The following is a 19,305-nucleotide window of genomic DNA, read 5'->3' as shown; positions in this document are numbered from 1 at the left end:
CACGGACGATCTCGGAAGGTGCGGGCCATGACGGCGACTGCGGCAGAGGCGACGACGGACAGTGGGGCCTGGGACGGCTTCAGGGGCGGGCTGTGGCGCGACGCGATCGACATCCGTGACTTCGTCCAGCGGAACTACACCCCGTACGAGGGCGACAGTTCCTTCCTCGCCGGCCCCACCGAACGGACCACCGCCGTCTGGGGAAAGCTCCTTTCGATGTTCCCGGACGAGATCGCCCGCGGCATCCACGACGTGGACGTGAAGACCCCGTCCCGGATCGATGCCTTCGAACCGGGTTGCATCGACGCCGACCGCGATCTGATCGTCGGGCTCCAGACCGATGCCCCGCTCAAGCGCGCCATCATGCCGAACGGCGGCTGGCGGATGGTCGAGGGCGCTCTGAACGCGTACGGCTACGAGGCGGACCCCGAGGTCAGGGAGATCTACACCCGTCTCCGCAAGACCCACAACGAAGGTGTCTTCGATGCGTACACACCCGAAATCCGGGCCTGCCGCTCCTCCGGCATCATCACCGGACTGCCGGACGCCTACGGCCGAGGCCGCATCATCGGCGACTACCGCCGCGTCGCCCTCTACGGTGTCGACCGGCTGATCGCAGCCAAGGAGGCCGACAGGGCCGCCCTCGGCGAGCAGTGGCCGACCGAGCACGTCATCAGGGACCGTGAGGAGACCGCCGAGCAGATCAAGGCTCTGAACGAGCTCAAGGCGATGGCGATGTCGTACGGCCACGACATCTCCGGGCCCGCCCGCACCGGTCGTGAGGCCGTGCAGTGGCTGTACTTCGGCTACCTCGGTGCCGTGAAGGAGCAGAACGGCGCGGCCATGTCGATCGGCCGCATCGACAACTTCCTCGACATCTACCTCCAGCGCGACATCGAGCGCGGACTCATCACGGAGGAGCGGGCGCAGGAGTTGATCGACGACTTCGTCATCAAGCTCCGTATCGTCCGCTTCCTGCGCACCCCGGAGTACAACGAGCTGTACTCCGGCGACCCGACCTGGGTCACCTGGTCGATGGCCGGCATCGGTGAGGACGGCCGCCCGCTCGTCTCCCGTACGACCTTCCGGGCCCTGCAGACCCTCTACAACCTGGGCCCGGCCCCCGAGCCGAACCTCACGGTCTTCTGGTCGCAGCGACTTCCCGCAGGATTCAAGGAGTTCGCCTCGAAGGTCGCCATCGACACCTCGGCGCTCCAGTTCGAGTCGGACGAGCTGATGCGCCCGAAGTACGGCGACGACACGGCGATCGCCTGTTGCGTCTCCGCGATGGCGGTGGGCAAGCAGATGCAGTTCTTCGGCGCCCGTGTGAACGTCGCCAAGGCGCTGCTGTACGCGATCAACGGCGGCCGTGACGAGAGGACGGGCAAGCTCGTGGTGAGCGGCTTCGAGCCGGTCACCGACGAGTACCTCGACCATGCGACCGTCGCCGGGCGGTACGACGCGATGCTCGACTGGCTGGCCAGGACGTATGTGCACGCGCTCAATGTCATCCACTACATGCATGACAAGTACGCGTACGAGCGCCTGGAGATGGCCCTCCACGACCAGGAGATCCTGCGCACCATGGCCTGCGGCATCGCAGGTCTGTCGGTCGCCGCCGACTCGCTCTCCGCCATCAAGCACGCCCGGGTCAGGGTGATCCGGGACGAGACGGGTCTCGCGACGGACTACGAGATCGAGGGCGACTACCCTGCGTACGGCAACAACGACGACCGGGCCGACGCCATCGCCCGCGGCATCGTCCACGACTTCATGGAGAAGGTCCGCAAGCACCCGACGTACCGGGGCGCGGTGCACACCCAGTCGGTGCTGACCATCACCTCCAACGTCGTCTACGGCAGGAAGACCGGCAACACCCCGGACGCCGCCGCTCCGGCGCCCCGTTCGCCCCGGGCGCCAACCCGATGAACGGGCGCGACGAGCACGGCTACATCGCCTCCGCGCTGTCGGTCGCCAAGCTGCCGTACGACGATGCCGAGGACGGCATCTCGCTGACCAACACCATCACGCCGGACGCACTCGGCCGTACCCCCGAGGAGCGGATCCGGAACCTCGCCGGCGTGCTGGACGGATTCATGGCGAGCGACGGCTTCCACATGAACGTCAACGTGCTCGACAAGGCGACTCTCGAAGATGCCATGGAGCACCCGGAGCGCTACCCGCAGCTGACCATCCGGGTCTCCGGATACGCGGTCAACTTCGTGCGGCTGACCCGTGAGCAGCAGTACGACGTCATCAACCGCACCTTCCACGGCTCGCTCTGATCCTCCTCGATCGTTCCGAGTCCCCTGAACCGCGCGGCGTCGGGAGCCCATCCCCCGTAGGCCCCCGGCGCCGCGCGCTCCGCACCCGTCGCGCCCGGCCACCGAACGCTCCGCCCGCACAGGAGGCCCTGCCATGGCCACACTCCTCGACACCATCGACACCATCGACAACATCGACAACATCGGCGACAGCGGCACCTCCGTCACTGCGGCGGGTGCGGCCACCCGTCGGCCGGTCTCCGGAGCAGTCCATTCCTGGGACCTGTCGACGGGCGTCGACGGCCCCGGCACCCGCTTCGTCACCTTCCTGGCCGGCTGTCCACTGACCTGCCTCTACTGCCACAACGTCGACACCCTGCGGATGCGCAGCGGCACCCGGATGTCGGCGGACGACCTCGTCGCCGAAGCGGGCAAGTACACGACGTTCATCCGGGCTGCGGGCGGCGGCGCCACCATCAGCGGCGGCGAACCACTGCTGCAGCCGGTCTTCGCCGGTGAGCTCTTCCACCGCTTCAAGCACGGGCTGGGGCTGCACACCGCCCTGGACACCTCCGGCTTCCTGGGCGCCCGCGCCACCGACGCCCTGCTGCGCGACGTCGATCTGGTCCTGCTCGACATCAAGTCCTGGGACCGGGCCACGTACCGCAAGGTCACCGGCCGACCGCTGGAGCCGACCCTGGACTTCGCCCGCCGCCTCGTCGGCCTCGGCAAAGAGGTGCACGTCCGCTTCGTACTGGTGCCGGGACTGACCGATGACCCGGCCAACGTCGACGGTGTCGCCTCCTTCGCCGCCTCCCTCGGCAATGTCTCCCGTGTCGATGTCCTCCCCTTCCACAAGCTCGGCGAGGCGAAGTGGCAGGCGCTGGGCAAGCCCTTCACCCTGCACGACACCCCGTCACCCACCCCCGAGCAGGCCGCCTCGGCCCGCGAGATCTTCTCGTCCCACGGACTGCGGGCCGTCTGACGCACTGCGAGCCGTCCGACGGGCTTCGAGCCGGTCGGACGAACGGGCTCACCCCGCCGAGCCGCAAAACAGGACCAACCACCCCATACAACCCTACGGTGACGGGGTGACCGAGCCACCAGACGCCTCCGCCGCGCAGCCCGCCCCCGGTGCACGCACTGTCTCCGCCGGAGTGTCCGCCGTCCCGCCGCCCCCCGGGGCCACCGGGCCCCGGGCTGCCGCGCTCCGGTCCGCCACTGCCCGCGCGACCGCGGCCGGCGCCATCGTCTCCGCCCTGCTGATCCTCGCGATCGTGTTCGGCAGCCGGCTTCTGGAGAACTTCGACTCCGCCCTTATTCCGTACGCCGTCGCCACCGTCTTCCTCGCCTTCGGCGTCGCCTACCGCTACACGGTCTGGGTCTCCGCGCCCGGTGCCCGGCGCCTGTTCAAGCAGGGGTGGCGGAGCTTCTTCTCCGTGGCCAACTTCCGCCAGGCCCCCACCGCACTGCCCAGGATGATCGCCACCTATCTGGGCTTCCAGAAATTCCTCGGCGCCCGCTCCTACGCACGCTGGGCCGCCCATCAGCTGATCTTCTGGGGCTGCATCCTCGCCTCCCTGATCACCTTCCCGCTGACCTGGGGCTGGTTCACCTTCACCTCCGGTTCCGGCTCGGGCCCCGGCTACGAGATGCGCATCTGGGGCTTCAAGATCATCGGCTTCGATTCCCTGGACATCCTGGGCTGGCTGATGTTCCACGGCCTGGACATCGCCGCCGTGCTCGTCATCCCCGGCGCCTCGTACTTCCTCTGGCGGCGGATGAAGGACCGCGGCGCCATCACCGGCCAGCGCTTCGCCTACGACCTGGTGCCGCTGATCGCCCTGATCGTCATCTCCGTGACCGGTCTGCTGCTCACCTTCTCGTCGATCTTCCTGCACGGCGGCGGGTACGAATTCCTGGCGATCCTCCACATGGTGTCGGTGGTCTTCACCCTCATCTACATCCCGTTCGGGAAGTTCTTCCACATCGTCCAGCGCCCGGCCGCGGTCGGCATGCAGCTGTTCAAATACACCGCCCGCCAGGACCAGGAGGTCTTCGGCTGCCGCCGCTGCGAGGAGCCCATCGACACCGGGCCGTACGTCGAGAACCTCCGCGGCACCATGCGCGACCTCAGCCTCGGCTTCGACGAGTGGGCCGAATACTGCCCGCGCTGCAAGCGGGTGCTGCGCGGCAGCGCCTATCTCTCCCAGGTGAAGAAGGGCTTCAAGTGACCTCGGATCCGCGAGCAGCCGACCCCCGTACGGCCGTCCCTCTCGACCCCTCCCTCGCTCCGCCCGGCACGCGGGCCTTCCGGGACGCGGGAGGCATCCCCGCCGACCGGTGGCACGCCGACCAGGAGGGCGAGACGCTCGTCCCCACCCACTGCTGCTTCTGCGGGGTCCAGTGCGGGATGTATCTGCGCGTCGACCGCGGAGGCAAGGTCTTCGGCGTCGAACCCCGCAACCACGACATCAACCGGATGCGGCTGTGCCCCAAGGGCATCAACGCGTATCAGCAGGTCAACCACCCCGACCGGCTCACCGCCCCGCTCCTGCGCCGCTCCCGCGACGAGGACTTCCGCGAGGTCTCCTGGGACGAGGCACTCGACTTCACCGTCTCCGAGATCAAGCGCATCCAGCAGAGTTACGGGAACGATGCCTTCGGCCTCCTCGGCGGCGCCAGCCTCTTCTCCGAAAAGACCTATCTGGTCGGCAAATTCGCCCGGGTCGCCCTCAAGTCCCGGCATGTCGACTACAACGGCCGGCTCTGCATGGTCAGCGCCGCGGGCGCCAACAAACTCGCCTTCGGTATCGACCGGGCCGGCAACCCCTTCTCCGACATGCTGCTCACCGACTGCCTGCTGATCGCGGGCTCCAACGTCGGCGAGTGCTTCCCCGTGATGACCCAGTACGTGTGGGGAGCCCGGGACCGCGGCGCGAGCCTGATCGTCATCGACCCGCGCCAGACCGCGATCGCCCGCACCGCCGACATCCATGTCGCGCTCAAGCCCGGCACCGACTCGGCGTTCTTCAACTCCGTACTGAACGTGGTCATCGAGGAGGGCCTGACCGACGAGGCCTATCTCGCCGCCCACGCCACCGGCTGGAAGGAGGTGAAGGCCAAGGCCGGCGAGTACCCGCCGTCCCGGGCCGCCGAGATCTGCGGCATCCCCGCCCAGCAGATCGTCCAGGTCGCCCGCGCCGTCGCGCGCGCCCCCAAGGCCATGGCCTGGCACGCCCGTGGCATCGAGCACCATTCGCAGGGCGTCGAGAACTGCCTCAGCGTGATCAACCTCTGCACCGCCACCGGCCACATCGGCAAGCCCGGCGCCGGTTACGGCACCCTCACCGGCCAGGGCAACGGGCAGGGCGGCCGCGAGCACGGCCAGAAAGCCGACCTCCTTCCCGGCGGCCGCTCGATCATGAACGAGGAGCACCGCAGACAGATCTGCGAGATCTGGGGCATCGAGGAGTCCGAGCTCCCTCCCGCCGGCACCTCGATGATGGAAATGGTCTGGCAGATGCAGCGCCGCGAGATCCGCGGACTGATCGGCATCTGCAACAACCCCTTCGTCTCCCTTCCCAACTACAAGGTGGTCAAGGAGGGGTACGACGCCACAGAGTTCCATGCCCAATTCGACTTCTTCCTTTCCGAGACCGCTGCCAACGCACATGTCGTCTTCCCCGTGACCACCTGGGCCGAGGACGAAGGGGTGATGGCCAACGCCGAGGCCCGGGTGGTCAAGCACAACAAGGCCCAGGACCCGCCCCCCGGTGTGCGGACCGACACCTGGGTGATGTGCGAACTCGCCAAGCGTCTGGGGGAGGGCGACAAATTCGCCTTCGCCGACTCCCGCGAGGTCTTCGACGAACTGCGGACCGCCTCCGCCGGCACCGTCAACGACTACTACGGCATCACCTACGAACGGCTGGAGGAGACCGGCGGGATCGTCTGGCCCTGCCCCTCCACCGACCACCCCGGCACCCCCCGGCTCTTCGAGGACGGGAAGACCTACCACCCCGACGGCAAGATCCATCTGCAGGTCGTCGAGTGGCACCCGCCGATGGACCCGTACGACGACGAGCACCCCATGTCGCTGACCACCGGACGCACCGTCGCCCACTTCCTCTCCGGCAACCAGACCCGTCGGCTGGGCGGCCTCGTCGAACAGACCCCCCGGCCCTGGGCGGAGCTCCACCCCTCCCACGGCTTCCGCAACGGCGAACCGGTCCGCGTCGTCACCCGGCGCGGCAGCGAGGTCTTCCCCGCCCTGGTCACCGAGGCGATCCGCCCCGACACCGTCTTCATCCCGTACCACTGGCCCGTACCCGCCGCGGCCAACGCCCTGACCATCGACGCCCTCGACCCCCGCTCCAAGATCCCCGAGTACAAGGTGTGCGCCTGCCGTATCGAGCACGCCGAAACGATCGACGAGGTTCCCGCACCTCCTGTCGCGCCCGGCCATGTCGCCTACCCGGAGGCCCAGGTCTCCCGTACCGACCCGCTGCCGCCCACGTCCCCCCAGGGCCGTGGCACCTCGGAGAGGGGCTGATCGCCGCATGATGGGCAGAACGATCTTCATCGACCCGGGGCGCTGCATCGGCTGCCAGGCCTGTGTCTCCGCCTGCCGGGAATGCGACTCGCACCGCGGCAAGTCGATGATCCACCTCGACTACACCGACGAGGGCCGGTCCGTGGCCTCCCTTCCCACGGTCTGCATGCACTGTGAGGACCCGGTCGCTCCGTGCGCCGAGGTCTGCCCTGCCGACGCGATCCTGGTGACCGCCGACGGTGTGGTGCAGCAGGCCGACACCACCCGCTGCATCGGCTGCGCCAACTGCGTCAACGCCTGCCCTTTCGGCGTTCCGAAGATCGATCTGCAGGCGAAGCTGCAGATGAAATGCAACCTCTGCTACGACCGCACCGCCTACGGCCTCGCCCCCATGTGCGCGACCGTCTGCCCGACGGGAGCGCTGTTCTACGGGACGGTCGAGGAGCTCCAGGCCGAGCGCCCCGGCGTCCAGGTCGCCGACACCTTCGTCTTCGGCCGGAGCGAGGTCCGCACCGGCGTCGCCATGGTCGTACCCGCCGACAAGGTCCAGTGGCCGGTGCCCGGCGGCCTTCCTGTCGTCGAGATCAACGGGAAGGACGTCCGCCGATGAGCGTCACCGACCAGCCGCCCTCCGGCGATCCGCGCGAAGCCCTGCACGACCGGATCGCCGCCGACTCCCTCACCACCCGGCGGGACTACCTCCGGATCGTCGCGACCGTCTCGGGCGGACTCGCCGTCGGCGGCCTCGGCGTGGCCGGCGGAATCCTTCCGCGTCACGGCGACCTCGACGACGCCAAGGCACCCGCGCCGAAGAAGATCACCGCTCAGCTTCTGCCCGGTGAGTCCATCGCCTTCCGCTACCCGGACGAAGAGGACCGGGCGGTCGCCGTCCGGCTCGACGACGGCACCCTCGTCGGCTACTCCGCGATCTGTACCCATCTCGCCTGTGCCGTGCTCTGGCGCAAGGACAACGGCTCCGAGGGCGAGCTGTACTGCCCCTGCCACGAGGGCATCTTCGACGCCCGCACCGGCGAGGTCACCGCCGGGCCACCGCCCCGCGCACTGCCCAAGGTGGTGCTCACCGAGCAGACCGACGGCAGCGTCTGGGCGGTCGGCACGACCCGCTCGGGCGAGAGCATCGAGCACGGCCTGTGCCGCCAGCTCAGCACCGACCGTCCGGACCTCGCGTCCCGCATCGGCTGCCCCGCGGTCAGAGGCGCAGGCGCGGAGGCACCCCGGGCCGCCGCGGCCGAGACCCCCGGCAGACGGACATGACCGACGCCCGGCAGCCCCGTGACCAGGAGCCCCCCGACCATCCGGAGTACCGCCCGGGCAGCGCCCGCCCCGAACTGAACCGCCCCGTCCGCGAACGCTATCCGCAGATCCGTGCCACCAGCGGCTACGGCGACCCCCGGGTCCGCCACACCGGTCCCGGCCCGGGTGCCGGCACCGACCAGGAACCCGAACGAACCTCGAAACTGACGGCCCGGCTGGCCCTGGCGATGACCGTCGTCATCGGACAGCTCTGGGGCCTGACCGTCATCGTCGACGAGTGGATGGAGGGCAACACCGGCACGGCCTGGTGGGGTGCCGGCTTCCTCTGTCTGTCGTTCGTCGTCGTCCTCGGGTTGTGGGCGCTCGACCCGAAGGATCGCTGACCGCGGCCGTACCCTTGACATATGAGCACCGCCCCCGCCCCCGGCCCGCGCGATTCGAAGCCGACCCAGCCGGAAGAGACGAAACCCAAACCGGCTCTGATCTTCGACGATCCGCTGGACCAGCAGTCTGCGGACGATACGGACCGAGGGTGGGGCGAGCGGGCCCCGGCCGGCGGCAGCGCCGCCGATCTGGCGCGCTTTCTCGACGAGAAGCCGCCCCACCACATCTGAGACCCCGCTCCGTGGTGGTCCGACTGCGCTGCTGCCGGTCTTCCTGCCGCGCGTCCCGCTACTGGTCGTGACCTCGGCCGGGGTCCTGCCCGAGGGGCCCGCCTCCCGGGCCGCCGCGCTGTGAGACGAGGGCGTCGCGGATCTCCTTCAGCACCTCCAGCTCGCTGACCTCCAGCGTCTCCTGCACGCCCTCCTTCGCGGCCTGCATGGCCGCCCGCCTGGCAAGGTACTTGGCCATGGGCAGCACCATGAGGAAGTAGACGACGGCCGCTGTGATCACAAAGCCGAGAGTGGCGCTGAGCACCGAGCCCCACAGGATCCGGATGCCCTCGGTCGCCTCGCCCGTCTTCGGGTCCGTGACGCAGGGCCCCTTGAGACAGGAGCTGTAGCTCTCCAGGTCCTTGGTGCCGAACGCACCGACCAGTGGGTTGATGACGCCCTTGACGACAGCGTTCACGATCTGTGTGAACGCGGCGCCGATGACGACGGCGATCGCCAGGTCGATCACATTGCCGCGCAGCAGGAAGGCTTTGAACCCTTCCAGCAGACTGACCTTCTTCTTCTCGCTCACGGGTGAGCCTTCCTTCGCATGTGCCGTAGGCGGAGCAAACTCCTCCGCAACTTACGGCAGTAAGCGATGGAACCACCCGATCTGCGCCTTTGGGCAGGTGACTTGACGGGTCATCAGCACGAATCAGCACAGGGTCACCGCCAGCCTGGCCGAGATACCCGCACCGGCCAGCGATGCGGCCGTGCCCCGGGGGACTGACAGCACGATCAGCGCACCGTCCTCCGCGGGGCCTTCGGCCGTGGCCTGCGGTACATCTGCCACCCGCGCGCCCTTCGCCAGCACCCGGGCATCGGCTCCGGCCCCCTCGGCGGCGATCACGTCGACGCGGTCCCCCGGCCGTAACAGCCGCACCGTCCCCGCATCCGCGATCCTGACCGGCGCGGACACCAAGGGGACCGGCCGCCGCGCCCGCTCCGGCGCCGACCCGGCCGTACCCCCCGCCCCTGCTCCATGCGCCGCATCGCCGCCCGCGCCGCTCCCGCCCAGCCCCGTCGCGGCCAGTGCGGCAGCCGTCAGGGCCAGCCCGGCGGCCAGCGCGTGGCGCTGCCGCCACAGAGCTCGCCGCAGCCGGTGCCCACCACCTCCGCGCACCCGCAACGGCTCGAACGCGGGCACACCACAGGGCGGGGGAGCCGACGCCGGACGCCCCGGAGCCATGGCCGGAACGGATCGTTCAGAGGGCACACGCGGGGACGACGGGAACGACCGGGACGACGGGAACGACTGGGACGACGGGAATGACTGGGACGACGGGAACATGGCCAACACCACCTGCCGTGAGGAGTTTCGGACGAACACCCCTCACGATCCACCGTCCACGGGTTTCCCGCCGAAGCCTGTGGACCGCCCCGGCGTTGTGGACAACCCCGTCACCCACCCGCGCCGCGGCCGTCACCCACCCACCCGGCTAGGGAAGCGCGATCCCCGTCTCGAGCCCGTCCAGCGCATGCGAGCACGGGCAGTCGCGGTCCGCCTCCGCAGGCAGCGCGGCCACCACGTCGAAGAGCACCGCGCGCAGCCGGTCCACGTTGGCCGCGAACACCTTCAGCACCTCCCCGTGCGAGACGCCCTCCCCGGCCTCCGCGCCTGCGTCGAGGTCCGTCACGAGCGTCATCGTCGTGTAGCAGAGGCCCAGTTCACGGGCGAGGACCGCCTCCGGGTGCCCGGTCATCCCGACCACCGACCAGCCCATCGCCGCATGCCAGCGCGATTCGGCCCGGGTCGAGAAGCGCGGCCCCTCGACCACCACCAGCGTCCCGCCGTCCACCGGCTCCCAGCTCTTCGCGCGAGCCGCCGCCAGGGCGGCCCTGCGCCCATCGGGGCAGTACGGATCGGCGAAGCCCAGATGCAGGACGTTCGGCTCTGCGCCATCGGCCCGGATCTCTCCGTCGTAGTACGTCTGCGTCCGGGCCTTGGTGCGGTCCACCAGCTGGTCGGGCACGAGCAGGGTGCCCGGCCCGTACTCCGGACGCAGGCCTCCCACCGCGCACGGGCCGAGTACCTGACGTACGCCGACGGAACGCAGCGCCCACAGGTTGGCCCGGTAGTTGATGCGGTGCGGCGGCAGATGGTGGCCGCGTCCGTGGCGGGGCAGGAAGGCGACCCGGCGGCCGCCGACCTCGCCGAGGAACAGGGAGTCGCTCGGCTGTCCGTACGGGGTGTCCACACGCACCTCCGTGACGTCCTCCAGGAAGGAGTACAAGCCCGAGCCGCCGATGACACCGATCTCTGCGTTCGCCATGCGATCACACTAGCGGCGCGGGAAAACGCCGAGGACCCCGCCGAACAGATCGGTGGGGTCCTCGGGGAAGTGCGGTTCGGCTCAGGCGGCCGACGTGCCACTCGTCGAGGACGACGAGGAGGACGAAGAAGAAGACGCGGCGGACGAGGAGGAAGCGGACGACTTCGTGTCCGACCCCGTCGACGACGACGAATCGGACGAAGCGGAACCGGACGCCTTCGCCGAGGCCGACGCCGGCGTGCTGCTCGACGAGGAGCCACGGCTGTCGTTCCGGTAGAAACCGGAACCCTTGAAGACAATGCCGACCGCCGAGAACACCTTCTTCAGGCGTCCTTCACAGCTCGGGCACACGGTCAGGGCATCATCGGTGAACTTCTGCACCGCCTCGAGGCCCTCGCCACATTCGGTGCACTGGTACTGATAGGTCGGCACTTGCTCCTCCTGGCACTCTCACTCAATGAGTGCTAACGACGCTCCATACTGACGTATTCCGCTGGATCAGTCCACCGTGACCGGCTCCCGGTGACCGACACCACGTGCCACGGTCCGTCCCGAAGCGGCGGGTGCGAGCCTGGAGCGCAGCGACACCAGGGTGACCAGCGCCAGTACGGTCCCCACCAGCGGCACCACAAAACCGGTGCTCGCGCCGTGGGCGTCGGCGAGCCGCCCGGCGACCGTCACCGCGGCCGCCTGGCCGAGGGCGACCGAGCCCGTCAGCCAGGTGAACGCCTCGGTCCGGGCGGACCCCGGCACCAGCGCCTCGACCAGCGTGTAGCCGCTGATCAGGGCCGGGGCGATGGAGAGTCCGACCAGCAGTCCGAGCCCGGCCAGCAGGGGCACGGAGTGCACGGCCCACAGTCCGGACGCGGTCAGGGTCAGGGCCGCGTATCCGACGATCAGACGCCGCCGCGGCCCGCTCTTCCAGGCGATGGCGCCGCAGGCGATCCCGGCCAGCATGTTGCCGGCCGCGAAGACCCCGTACAGCAGACCGTTCGCCCCGGGCCGGCCGATCTCCTCGGCGAAGGCGGTCAGCGAGACCTGCATGCCGCCGAAGACCGCGCCGATGCCCAGGAAGGCCACCGCGAGCACCCGTACACCCGGTACGGACAGGGCGGACGCATGCCGCTGGGAGGCGCCGGACTCGGTGCTGCGCACTGCGGGCTGTGTGCGGCGCTGCGCGGCGAAGAGCAGTCCGCCGACCAGGGTCAGCCCGGCCTCCGTGATCAGACCGGCCGCCGGGTGCACTCCCGTGCACAGTGCGGTGGCGAGCACCGGGCCGATGACGAAGGTGAACTCGTCCGTCACCGATTCGAAGGCGGCCGCGGTGGACATCAGCGGTGAGGCATTGCGGCCCGGTGCCGCGCCCAGTACGGCCGCCCAGCGGGCCCGTACCATCGGACCGATCTGCGGAACGGACGCACCGGTCGGCACGGCCGCCGCGAACAGGGCCCACAGGGGCGCGTCCGCCAACGCCAGCGCCGTCAGCGCCGATACGGACGCCGTGTGCACCAGGACGCCGGGCAGCAGCACCGCGCGCTGGCCGAAACGGTCGGCGAGTTTGCCGGTCTGCGGTGCGAACAGGGCCATGGAGACACCGGTCACGGCGGCGACGGAACCCGCGCTGCCGTAGGAGCCGGTGGTGTGCTGAACCAGTAGCACGATGCCGATCGTCAGCATCGCGAAGGGCTGCCGTGCGGCGAAGCCCGGAAGGAGAAACGTCCACGCACCGGGGGTGCGCAGCAACTGCCCGTAACCGGGGCGGTCGGAGACCGTGGACGCCACGGTCCATGCCTTTCTGCCGCCTGGTGGCCGAGCTCCCGCAGGTCCGGGCCGGGCACAGGTGTGCGGGCTCGTGCGGGTGCTGCCGAGAGCTGTCCTCTTCGCGCGGAACTGCGGTAGATGCCGGGCGCTCAGCAGAGGCGGAGGACGCCACGACCGCCATACGGTCGCGCCAGCTCTGCATCAGGCAGAGTTGGTCGTTCAGGTTGGTCGATCGGGTTGGCCGACCCCACTGCGGAGGCCGATCAGGTTTCCTTCATGATACAGGTGGACGTCCTTGCACACCTCTGATTGTGTGCAAGGCCCCCGCCCCCGCCTCGGATCGACAGCGCGCGCCCCTGCGGCCCTCTCAGCGATGCGCTTTCGGCCCGTCGGTCTTCCCCAGCTTTTTCACGGCTTTCAGCGCGTGCGCCACATCATGTGCCGCATGAGGCCCGGCGAGGCTCTTGCCACCGCTCGTCCCCAGCCAGCCCGCGAGCTTGCCGCCCTCGCCGACCGCGCGCAGCCGTTCCTCCGCCGCGTCGCGCACCGGGTCGGTGGTGACCACCAGCAGTTCGTCGCCGCGGCGCAGTACGGTCGACGGCGCCGGCACGAAGCTCTTCTGGTCGCGTACGACCAGGGTGACCGCGGCCCCGGCGGGCAGCCGCAGCTCCCCGACCTCCACACCGTGCATCTTCGACTTCCCGGGGATCGCCACCGACAGCAGATGGCCGCGCAGCCGCTCCAGCGGCGCCGACTCGATGCCCAGGTCGGCGGCCTCGGCCGGATCGTCGGTGATCTTCAGGGCCTTCGCCATCCAGGGCAGGGTCGGTCCCTGGATGAGGGTGTACACGACGACGAGCACGAAGACGATGTTGAAGATCCGGGTGGAGCCTTCGACTCCGGACACCATCGGAATGGTCGCCAGGATGATGGGTACGGCGCCGCGCAGCCCCGCCCAGGACATGAACGCCTTCTCCTGCCAGGGCAGCCGGAACGGCGCCAGCGAGATGAAGACCTCCAGCGGACGCGCCACCACGGTCAGTACCAGTCCCACGATGACCGCGGGCCAGAAGTCGTCGTACAGATCGTGCGGGGTGACCAGGAGTCCGAGCAGCACGAACATGCCGATCTGGGCCAGCCAGCCGAGCCCGTCGGCGAAGCCGCGGGTGGCGGGCCAGTGCGGCAGTTTGGCGTTGCCGAGGATCATCGCGGCCAGATAGACGGCGAGGAAGCCACTGCCGTGGGCCAGGGCGCCCGCCGCGTACGCGGACACCGCGATCGCCATCACGGCGATCGGATACAGGCCGGACGCGGGCAGTGCCACATGACGCAGTCCGAACGAGCCGAGCCAGCCGACGGCGAGACCGACGGCCGCACCGATCGCGAGCTCCAGGGCTATCTCGCCGACCAGTACGTACCAGCTGTCCACCGGTCCCCTGGTCGAGAAGGCCACCACGAGGATCACGACGGGCGCGTCGTTGAAGCCGGACTCGGCCTCCAGTACCCCGGTGACCCTGGCGGGGAGCGGCACCTTGCGCAGCACGGAGAAGACCGCGGCGGCGTCCGTCGACGAGACGACCGCGCCGATGATCAGCGACTGCCGCCAGTCCAGGCCGACCAGGTAGTGCGCCCCGGCCGCGGTGACGCCGACGCTCACCGCGACGCCGACGATCGAGAGCATCGCGGCAGCCGGCAGTGCGGGTCTGATCTCTTTCCACTTCGTACCCAGGCCACCCTCGGCGAGGATCACGACAAGTGCGGCATAGCCGATCACCTGGGTCAGTTCCGCATTGCTGAACTTGACGTCGAAGATGCCGTCCTGCCCTATGGCGATCCCGATGCCGAGGTACAGGAGCAGGCTGGGGAGCCCGCTGCGGGACGAGATGCGTACCGCCGCCACGGCGACGAGCAGGACGAGTGAGCAGACGAGCAGGAGTTCGTTGAGCGTGTGGACAGTCAGTGGCCGTTCCTTCCCTGCGTACGCCTGCCGAATTCGATCCTCGGCATCGGCCGTTGACGGCCGGTACTTCGTTACCTTACCTAATCTTTAACGTTTTCTTGACGCGTTCGATCGTTCGTACGACCGCTGCGCAATTCGAACCATGCCGATGCCGCGTCAGAGCCGCCCGGGCGCTGCGCCTATGGTTGCTCCTGCACTCCCAGGACCACCTGCCCCTCGAAGGACAGCGATGCCCGCCAACACAACCGCCTCTTCCGGCACCACCGGTTCCGCCGGTGGGAAGACCGGCAGGAAGAAGGGGCGACGTGCCCGCCTGATCGTGATCGTTCTGGTGCTGGCGCTTGTCGCGGGTATCGGTTACGGCGCGTTCTGGTCCGTATCGACCGTGCGGGCCTCGTACCCGCAGACGACCGGTTCCATCAAGCTCGACGGCCTCGACGGCAACGTCGACGTCAAGCGCGACAGCTACGGAATCCCGCAGCTGTACGCGGACTCCGATGCCGACCTCTTCCGCGCCCAGGGCTTCGTGCAGGCGCAGGACCGCTTCTGGGAGATGGACGTCCGCCGCCATATGACGGCGGGCAGACTCTCCGAGATGTTCGGCTCCGGGCAGGTCGAGACGGACTCCTTCCTGCGCACGCTCGGCTGGCGCAAGGTCGCACAGGAGGAGTACGACAACGTCCTGTCCGCGGACACCAAGAAGAACCTCCAGGCGTACGCGGACGGCGTGAACGCCTATCTCAAGGGGCGCGACGGCAAGGACATCTCCGTCGAGTACGCCGCCCTCGGCCTCACCAACGACTACAAGCCGGCCGAGTGGACCCCGGTCGACTCGGTTGCCTGGCTCAAGGCGATGGCCTGGGACCTGCGCGGCAACATGCAGGACGAGATCGACCGCTCGCTGATGACCAGCAGGCTCGACGCGAAGCAGATCGAGGATCTCTACCCGGAGTACCCGTACAAAGAGCGCGATCCGATCGTCAGCCAGGGCGCGATCTCCCCGGTGACCGGAAAGTTCGACCCGGACGCGACACCGTCCGACAGCATCGGCTCGAACACCATGGCGGGCGCCACCGAGGGCCTGAACACCCAGCTCTCCTCGCTCTCCGACACCCTCGACCAGATCCCGGCGCTGCTCGGCCCGAACGGCAGCGGCATCGGGTCCAACTCCTGGGTGGTCTCCGGTGAATACACGACGACCGGCCAGCCGCTGCTCGCCAACGACCCGCACCTGGCACCGCAGCTGCCCTCGCTCTGGTACCAGATGGGGCTGCACTGCCGTGAGATCACGGCGAAGTGCCAGTACGACACCGCCGGCTACACCTTCTCCGGCATGCCCGGCGTGATAATCGGCCACAACCAGGACATCGCCTGGGGCTTCACCAACCTCGGCGCGGACGTCACCGACCTCTTCCTGGAGAAGGTCTCCGGCGACGGCTACCTGTACGACGGCAAGGTCAAGCCCTTCACCGTCCGCAAGGAGACCATCAAGGTCGCGGGCGGCAAGAGCCGGGAGATCACCGTCCGCGAGACCAACAACGGTCCGCTGGTCTCCGACCGCAGCAGCGAGCTGGAGAAGGTCGGCCAGAAGGCCCCCGTCACCAACGCGGCTCCGGACCGGGCCGACGGTTACGCGGTCGCCCTGAAGTGGACCGCGCTGGACCCCGGCCACTCCATGGACGCGGTCTTCGAGCTCAACCGCGCAAAGGACTTCCCGTCCTTCCGCAAGGCGGCCGAGCATTTCGAGGTTCCCTCGCAGAACCTCATCTACGCCGACAACAAGGGCCACATCGGCTACCAGGCACCCGGGAAGATCCCGGTCCGTCTCCAGGGCGACGGCACCCTGCCCAGCCCCGGCTGGTCCTCGGCGTACGGCTGGAAGGACAAGCCGGTCCCGTTCGACGAGCTGCCCTACGAGTACGACCCGAAGCGCGGCTACATCGTCACCGCCAACCAGGCCGTCATCGACGAGAAGTACCCCCACCTGCTGACCAAGGACTGGGGCTACGGCGCCCGCAGCCAGCGGATCAACGACCTCATCGAGTCGAAGATCAAGGATGGCGGGAAGATCTCGACCGAAGACATGCAGAAGATGCAGATGGACAACGCCAGCGCGATCGCCCCGAAGCTGGTGCCCGAGCTGCTGAAGATCAATGTCTCGGACAAGAGCGTCCGCGAGGCACAGAAGCTCCTTGAGGGCTGGGACTACACCCAGGAGTCCGACTCGGCCGCGGCCGCGTACTTCAACGCGGTCTGGCGCAACATCCTCAAGCTGGCCTTCGGCAACAAGCTGCCCAAGGAGCTGCGGGTCGAGGGCGAGTGCCTCAATGTGCCACGGGCCGACACCTCCGGCCCGGTCGACGAGCAGGACAAGCTGGTGCGCGAATGCGGCCGGCGCGACGCGGACACGGCACAGCCGGACGGCGGTGACCGCTGGTACCAGGTGGTCGCCAACCTGATGGACGACCAGAACAGCGACTGGTGGAAGTCGCCGAAGAGCGGCCGGGACGAGGCGACCGGGAACCGGGACGAACTCTTCGCCCGTGCCATGGAGGACGCCCGCTGGGAGCTGACCGCCAAGCTCGGCAAGGACATCACCACCTGGAGCTGGGGCCGGCTGCACCAGCTGACCCTGAAGAACCAGACCCTCGGCACCGAGGGCCCCGGTCTGCTCCAGCGGGTCCTCAACCGCGGCCCGTGGAACCTCGGCGGCGGCGAGGCCGCGGTGAACGCCACCGGCTGGAACGCGGCGGGCGGCTACGACGTCGTCTGGGTTCCGTCGATGCGGATGGTCGTCAACGTGGGGGACTGGGACAAGTCCCGCTGGATCAACCTCACCGGCGCCTCCGGGCACGCGTTCAGCGCGCACTACACCGATCAGACCGACAAATGGGTCAACGGTGAACTGCTCGACTGGTCCTTCGGGACGAATGCCGTCGCCCACTCGACGACCGACACCCTGACCCTCAAACCGTAGGGCCCATCCGGCGGATCACGGCCGGTGTCACCACCACGTCGACGGGGTGGTCGTGCGGTTCCTCAGGGACCTGCGCGACCACCTCGTTGTCGTACAGCAGGACGACCAGCGCCGGATGCGCCCCCGCCGCGGCGAGCCGGGCCAGCACCCGGTCGTAACTGCCGCCGCCACGACCGAGCCGCATGCCGCGCGCGTCCACCGCCAGGCCCGGCAGCAGGACCGCGTCGGCGTCCAGGACCGCGTCGGGACCGAGGCGCTCCCCGTCCGGCTCCAGCAGCCCGCGGCCGGCCCGGACCAGACGACCGGCCCCTTCGTACGGCGCCCAGTCCAGATCGTTGTCCGCGAGGAGTACCGGCAGCAGCACCCGTACGCCCCGCTCACGCAGCGCGTCCAGCAGGGCGCGGGTGCCCGGCTCGCTCCCCACCGAGACGTATGCGGCGACGGTGCGCGCCCCGGCGAGCTCCGGAAGACTCAATGCGCCCCGCGACAGAACCATTGCGGCGTTCTCCACGTCTTCCCTGGTCAGAAGGCGCCGCGCGGCCAGCAGTTCACGCCTGAGAAGTGACTTTTGAGACATGTTGGTGTTCAACGGGCACCCTGGATCTCTTGTATGTGTATATAGGCGTACAAAATTAACCGGAGCCTCATCTTCCGCCCATACGCACCGGTTATGGTTCTGCGCATGACTCAGTCGCACACCAGGATCAGCAAGGCTGTCATCCCGGCCGCAGGCCTCGGTACCCGCTTCCTGCCGGCCACCAAAGCCACTCCCAAGGAGATGCTGCCTGTCGTCGACAAGCCTGCGATCCAGTACGTCGTCGAGGAAGCGGTGGCCGCCGGTCTCTCCGACGTCCTGATGATCACCGGCCGCAACAAGCGCCCCCTTGAGGACCACTTCGACCGCAATTACGAACTGGAGTCCGCGCTCACCCGCAAGGGAGATGCCGAACGGCTCCAGAAGGTCCAGGAGTCGAGCGACCTGGCCACCATGCACTACGTCCGGCAGGGCGACCCGCGCGGCCTCGGCCACGCCGTGCTGTGCGCCGCACCGCACGTCGGCGACCAGCCGTTCGCGGTCCTCCTCGGCGACGACCTGATCGACCCGCGCGACCCGTTGCTGGCCCGCATGGTCGAGATCCAGGAGCGTGAGGGCGGCAGTGTCATCGCGCTGATGGAGGTCGCGCCGGAGCAGATCCACATGTACGGCTGCGCGGCCGTCGAGCCCACCGCCCAGGGCGATGTGGTGCGCATCACCGGCCTGGTCGAGAAGCCCGACACGGCCGAGGCGCCCAGCAACCTCGCCGTCATCGGCCGCTATGTCCTGGACCCGGCCGTTTTCGACATACTGCGTAAGACCGAGCCGGGCCGCGGCGGCGAGATCCAGCTCACCGACGCCCTTCAACTCCTTGCCGAGGACGAGAAGATCGGCGGCCCCGTGCACGGCGTCGTCTTCAAGGGGCGCCGCTATGACACCGGTGACCGGGGCGATTACCTCCGTGCCATTGTCAGACTCGCGTGCGAACGTGAAGACCTGGGCCCGGACTTCCGGACCTGGCTCCGCAGTTACGTCACCGAGGAGATGTAGCA

The 19,305-nt window shown here is 69.0% G+C and carries 16 protein-coding genes and 1 pseudogene; 10 read left to right on the top strand and 7 right to left on the bottom strand.

The annotated features are described in order from the left end of the window. The first annotated feature begins 27 nt into the window (after window positions 1–27). The 8 genes and pseudogenes from pflB to ACFVYE_RS11075 all read left to right on the top strand — a co-directional run bounded on the left by pflB (window position 28) and on the right by ACFVYE_RS11075 (window position 8,708). Window positions 28–2,285: pseudogene (gene pflB / locus ACFVYE_RS11110) on the top strand (formate C-acetyltransferase). A 133-nt stretch (window positions 2,286–2,418) separates the two neighbouring features. Continuing rightward, complete coding sequence (gene pflA / locus ACFVYE_RS11105; RefSeq protein ID WP_389605100.1) at window positions 2,419–3,249, top strand: pyruvate formate-lyase-activating protein; 831 nt, start codon at window positions 2,419–2,421, stop codon at window positions 3,247–3,249. A gap of 106 nt (window positions 3,250–3,355) precedes the next feature. Beyond that, the gene (locus ACFVYE_RS11100; RefSeq protein ID WP_383961553.1) at window positions 3,356–4,498 is read left to right on the top strand and encodes an MFS transporter; all 1,143 of its coding nucleotides are present in this window, start codon (window positions 3,356–3,358) and stop codon (window positions 4,496–4,498) included. After that, window positions 4,495–6,819, top strand: coding sequence for a molybdopterin oxidoreductase family protein (locus tag ACFVYE_RS11095; protein ID WP_383961556.1), 2,325 nt, complete (start codon window positions 4,495–4,497; stop codon window positions 6,817–6,819). The genes ACFVYE_RS11100 and ACFVYE_RS11095 overlap by 4 nt, the downstream gene beginning before the upstream one ends. A gap of 7 nt (window positions 6,820–6,826) precedes the next feature. After that, the gene (locus tag ACFVYE_RS11090) at window positions 6,827–7,429 is read left to right on the top strand and encodes a 4Fe-4S dicluster domain-containing protein (protein WP_383961559.1); all 603 of its coding nucleotides are present in this window, start codon (window positions 6,827–6,829) and stop codon (window positions 7,427–7,429) included. After that, on the top strand, window positions 7,426–8,094 hold the full coding sequence (locus tag ACFVYE_RS11085) for a Rieske (2Fe-2S) protein (RefSeq protein WP_383961562.1): 669 nt from the start codon (window positions 7,426–7,428) through the stop codon (window positions 8,092–8,094). The genes ACFVYE_RS11090 and ACFVYE_RS11085 overlap by 4 nt, the downstream gene beginning before the upstream one ends. Next, complete coding sequence (locus ACFVYE_RS11080; protein WP_383961564.1) at window positions 8,091–8,477, top strand: hypothetical protein; 387 nt, start codon at window positions 8,091–8,093, stop codon at window positions 8,475–8,477. The genes ACFVYE_RS11085 and ACFVYE_RS11080 overlap by 4 nt, the downstream gene beginning before the upstream one ends. A 21-nt stretch (window positions 8,478–8,498) precedes the next feature. Next, window positions 8,499–8,708 (top strand): hypothetical protein, encoded by a 210-nt coding sequence (locus ACFVYE_RS11075; protein WP_383961567.1) that lies wholly within the window; start codon window positions 8,499–8,501, stop codon window positions 8,706–8,708. A gap of 58 nt (window positions 8,709–8,766) precedes the next feature. Here the strand turns inward: ACFVYE_RS11075 and ACFVYE_RS11070 are convergent, their stop codons facing one another. The 6 genes from ACFVYE_RS11070 to ACFVYE_RS11045 form a co-directional block, all read right to left on the bottom strand. Continuing rightward, complete coding sequence (locus ACFVYE_RS11070) at window positions 8,767–9,279, bottom strand: MscL family protein (RefSeq protein WP_383961570.1); 513 nt, start codon at window positions 9,277–9,279, stop codon at window positions 8,767–8,769. A 123-nt stretch (window positions 9,280–9,402) separates the two neighbouring features. Beyond that, entirely contained in the window at window positions 9,403–9,936 is a 534-nt protein-coding gene (locus tag ACFVYE_RS11065) for a hypothetical protein (protein WP_383961573.1), read from the bottom strand. A 250-nt stretch (window positions 9,937–10,186) separates the two neighbouring features. Continuing rightward, window positions 10,187–11,020: an S-methyl-5'-thioadenosine phosphorylase gene (locus tag ACFVYE_RS11060; protein ID WP_383961576.1), complete on the bottom strand. Its 834-nt coding sequence runs from the start codon at window positions 11,018–11,020 to the stop codon at window positions 10,187–10,189. A gap of 81 nt (window positions 11,021–11,101) precedes the next feature. After that, entirely contained in the window at window positions 11,102–11,452 is a 351-nt protein-coding gene (locus ACFVYE_RS11055) for an FmdB family zinc ribbon protein (RefSeq protein WP_383961579.1), read from the bottom strand. Between the two features lie 66 nt (window positions 11,453–11,518). After that, window positions 11,519–12,802, bottom strand: coding sequence for an MFS transporter (locus tag ACFVYE_RS11050; RefSeq protein ID WP_383961582.1), 1,284 nt, complete (start codon window positions 12,800–12,802; stop codon window positions 11,519–11,521). Between the two features lie 346 nt (window positions 12,803–13,148). Then, complete coding sequence (locus ACFVYE_RS11045; protein ID WP_389605095.1) at window positions 13,149–14,681, bottom strand: potassium/proton antiporter; 1,533 nt, start codon at window positions 14,679–14,681, stop codon at window positions 13,149–13,151. A gap of 289 nt (window positions 14,682–14,970) precedes the next feature. Between ACFVYE_RS11045 and ACFVYE_RS11040 the strand changes: the two genes are divergently transcribed. Then, the gene (locus ACFVYE_RS11040) at window positions 14,971–17,718 is read left to right on the top strand and encodes a penicillin acylase family protein (RefSeq protein ID WP_383961588.1); all 2,748 of its coding nucleotides are present in this window, start codon (window positions 14,971–14,973) and stop codon (window positions 17,716–17,718) included. Here the strand turns inward: ACFVYE_RS11040 and ACFVYE_RS11035 are convergent. Next, window positions 17,708–18,295 carry a 5-formyltetrahydrofolate cyclo-ligase gene (locus ACFVYE_RS11035; protein ID WP_383961591.1) on the bottom strand — a complete coding sequence of 196 codons (588 nt, stop codon included), beginning with the start codon at window positions 18,293–18,295 and terminating at the stop codon, window positions 17,708–17,710. The genes ACFVYE_RS11040 and ACFVYE_RS11035 overlap by 11 nt on opposite strands. A 105-nt stretch (window positions 18,296–18,400) precedes the next feature. Here ACFVYE_RS11035 and galU point away from each other — a divergent pair, with 105 nt between their 5' ends. After that, the gene (gene galU, locus ACFVYE_RS11030) at window positions 18,401–19,303 is read left to right on the top strand and encodes a UTP--glucose-1-phosphate uridylyltransferase GalU (protein WP_383961593.1); all 903 of its coding nucleotides are present in this window, start codon (window positions 18,401–18,403) and stop codon (window positions 19,301–19,303) included. Window positions 19,304–19,305: the final 2 nt, after the last annotated feature.

Origin of the sequence: Streptomyces sp. NPDC058239, assembly GCF_042882185.1 — a bacterium.
Classification (GTDB): domain Bacteria; phylum Actinomycetota; class Actinomycetes; order Streptomycetales; family Streptomycetaceae; genus Streptomyces.
This window is presented reverse-complemented; position numbering and strand designations above follow the sequence as displayed.

What these genes read in the sequence shown, in the direction of transcription:
- pflA (WP_389605100.1), top strand. Translation starts at nt 2,419, where the DNA reads ATGGCCACACTCCTCGACACCATCGACACCATCGACAACATCGACAAC.
- ACFVYE_RS11090 (WP_383961559.1), top strand. Translation starts at nt 6,827, where the DNA reads ATGATGGGCAGAACGATCTTCATCGACCCGGGGCGCTGCATCGGCTGC.
- ACFVYE_RS11085 (WP_383961562.1), top strand. Translation starts at nt 7,426, where the DNA reads ATGAGCGTCACCGACCAGCCGCCCTCCGGCGATCCGCGCGAAGCCCTG.
- ACFVYE_RS11080 (WP_383961564.1), top strand. Translation starts at nt 8,091, where the DNA reads ATGACCGACGCCCGGCAGCCCCGTGACCAGGAGCCCCCCGACCATCCG.
- ACFVYE_RS11075 (WP_383961567.1), top strand. Translation starts at nt 8,499, where the DNA reads ATGAGCACCGCCCCCGCCCCCGGCCCGCGCGATTCGAAGCCGACCCAG.
- ACFVYE_RS11065 (WP_383961573.1), bottom strand. Translation starts at nt 9,936, where the DNA reads ATGGCTCCGGGGCGTCCGGCGTCGGCTCCCCCGCCCTGTGGTGTGCCC.
- ACFVYE_RS11060 (WP_383961576.1), bottom strand. Translation starts at nt 11,020, where the DNA reads ATGGCGAACGCAGAGATCGGTGTCATCGGCGGCTCGGGCTTGTACTCC.
- ACFVYE_RS11040 (WP_383961588.1), top strand. Translation starts at nt 14,971, where the DNA reads ATGCCCGCCAACACAACCGCCTCTTCCGGCACCACCGGTTCCGCCGGT.
- ACFVYE_RS11035 (WP_383961591.1), bottom strand. Translation starts at nt 18,295, where the DNA reads ATGTCTCAAAAGTCACTTCTCAGGCGTGAACTGCTGGCCGCGCGGCGC.
- galU (WP_383961593.1), top strand. Translation starts at nt 18,401, where the DNA reads ATGACTCAGTCGCACACCAGGATCAGCAAGGCTGTCATCCCGGCCGCA.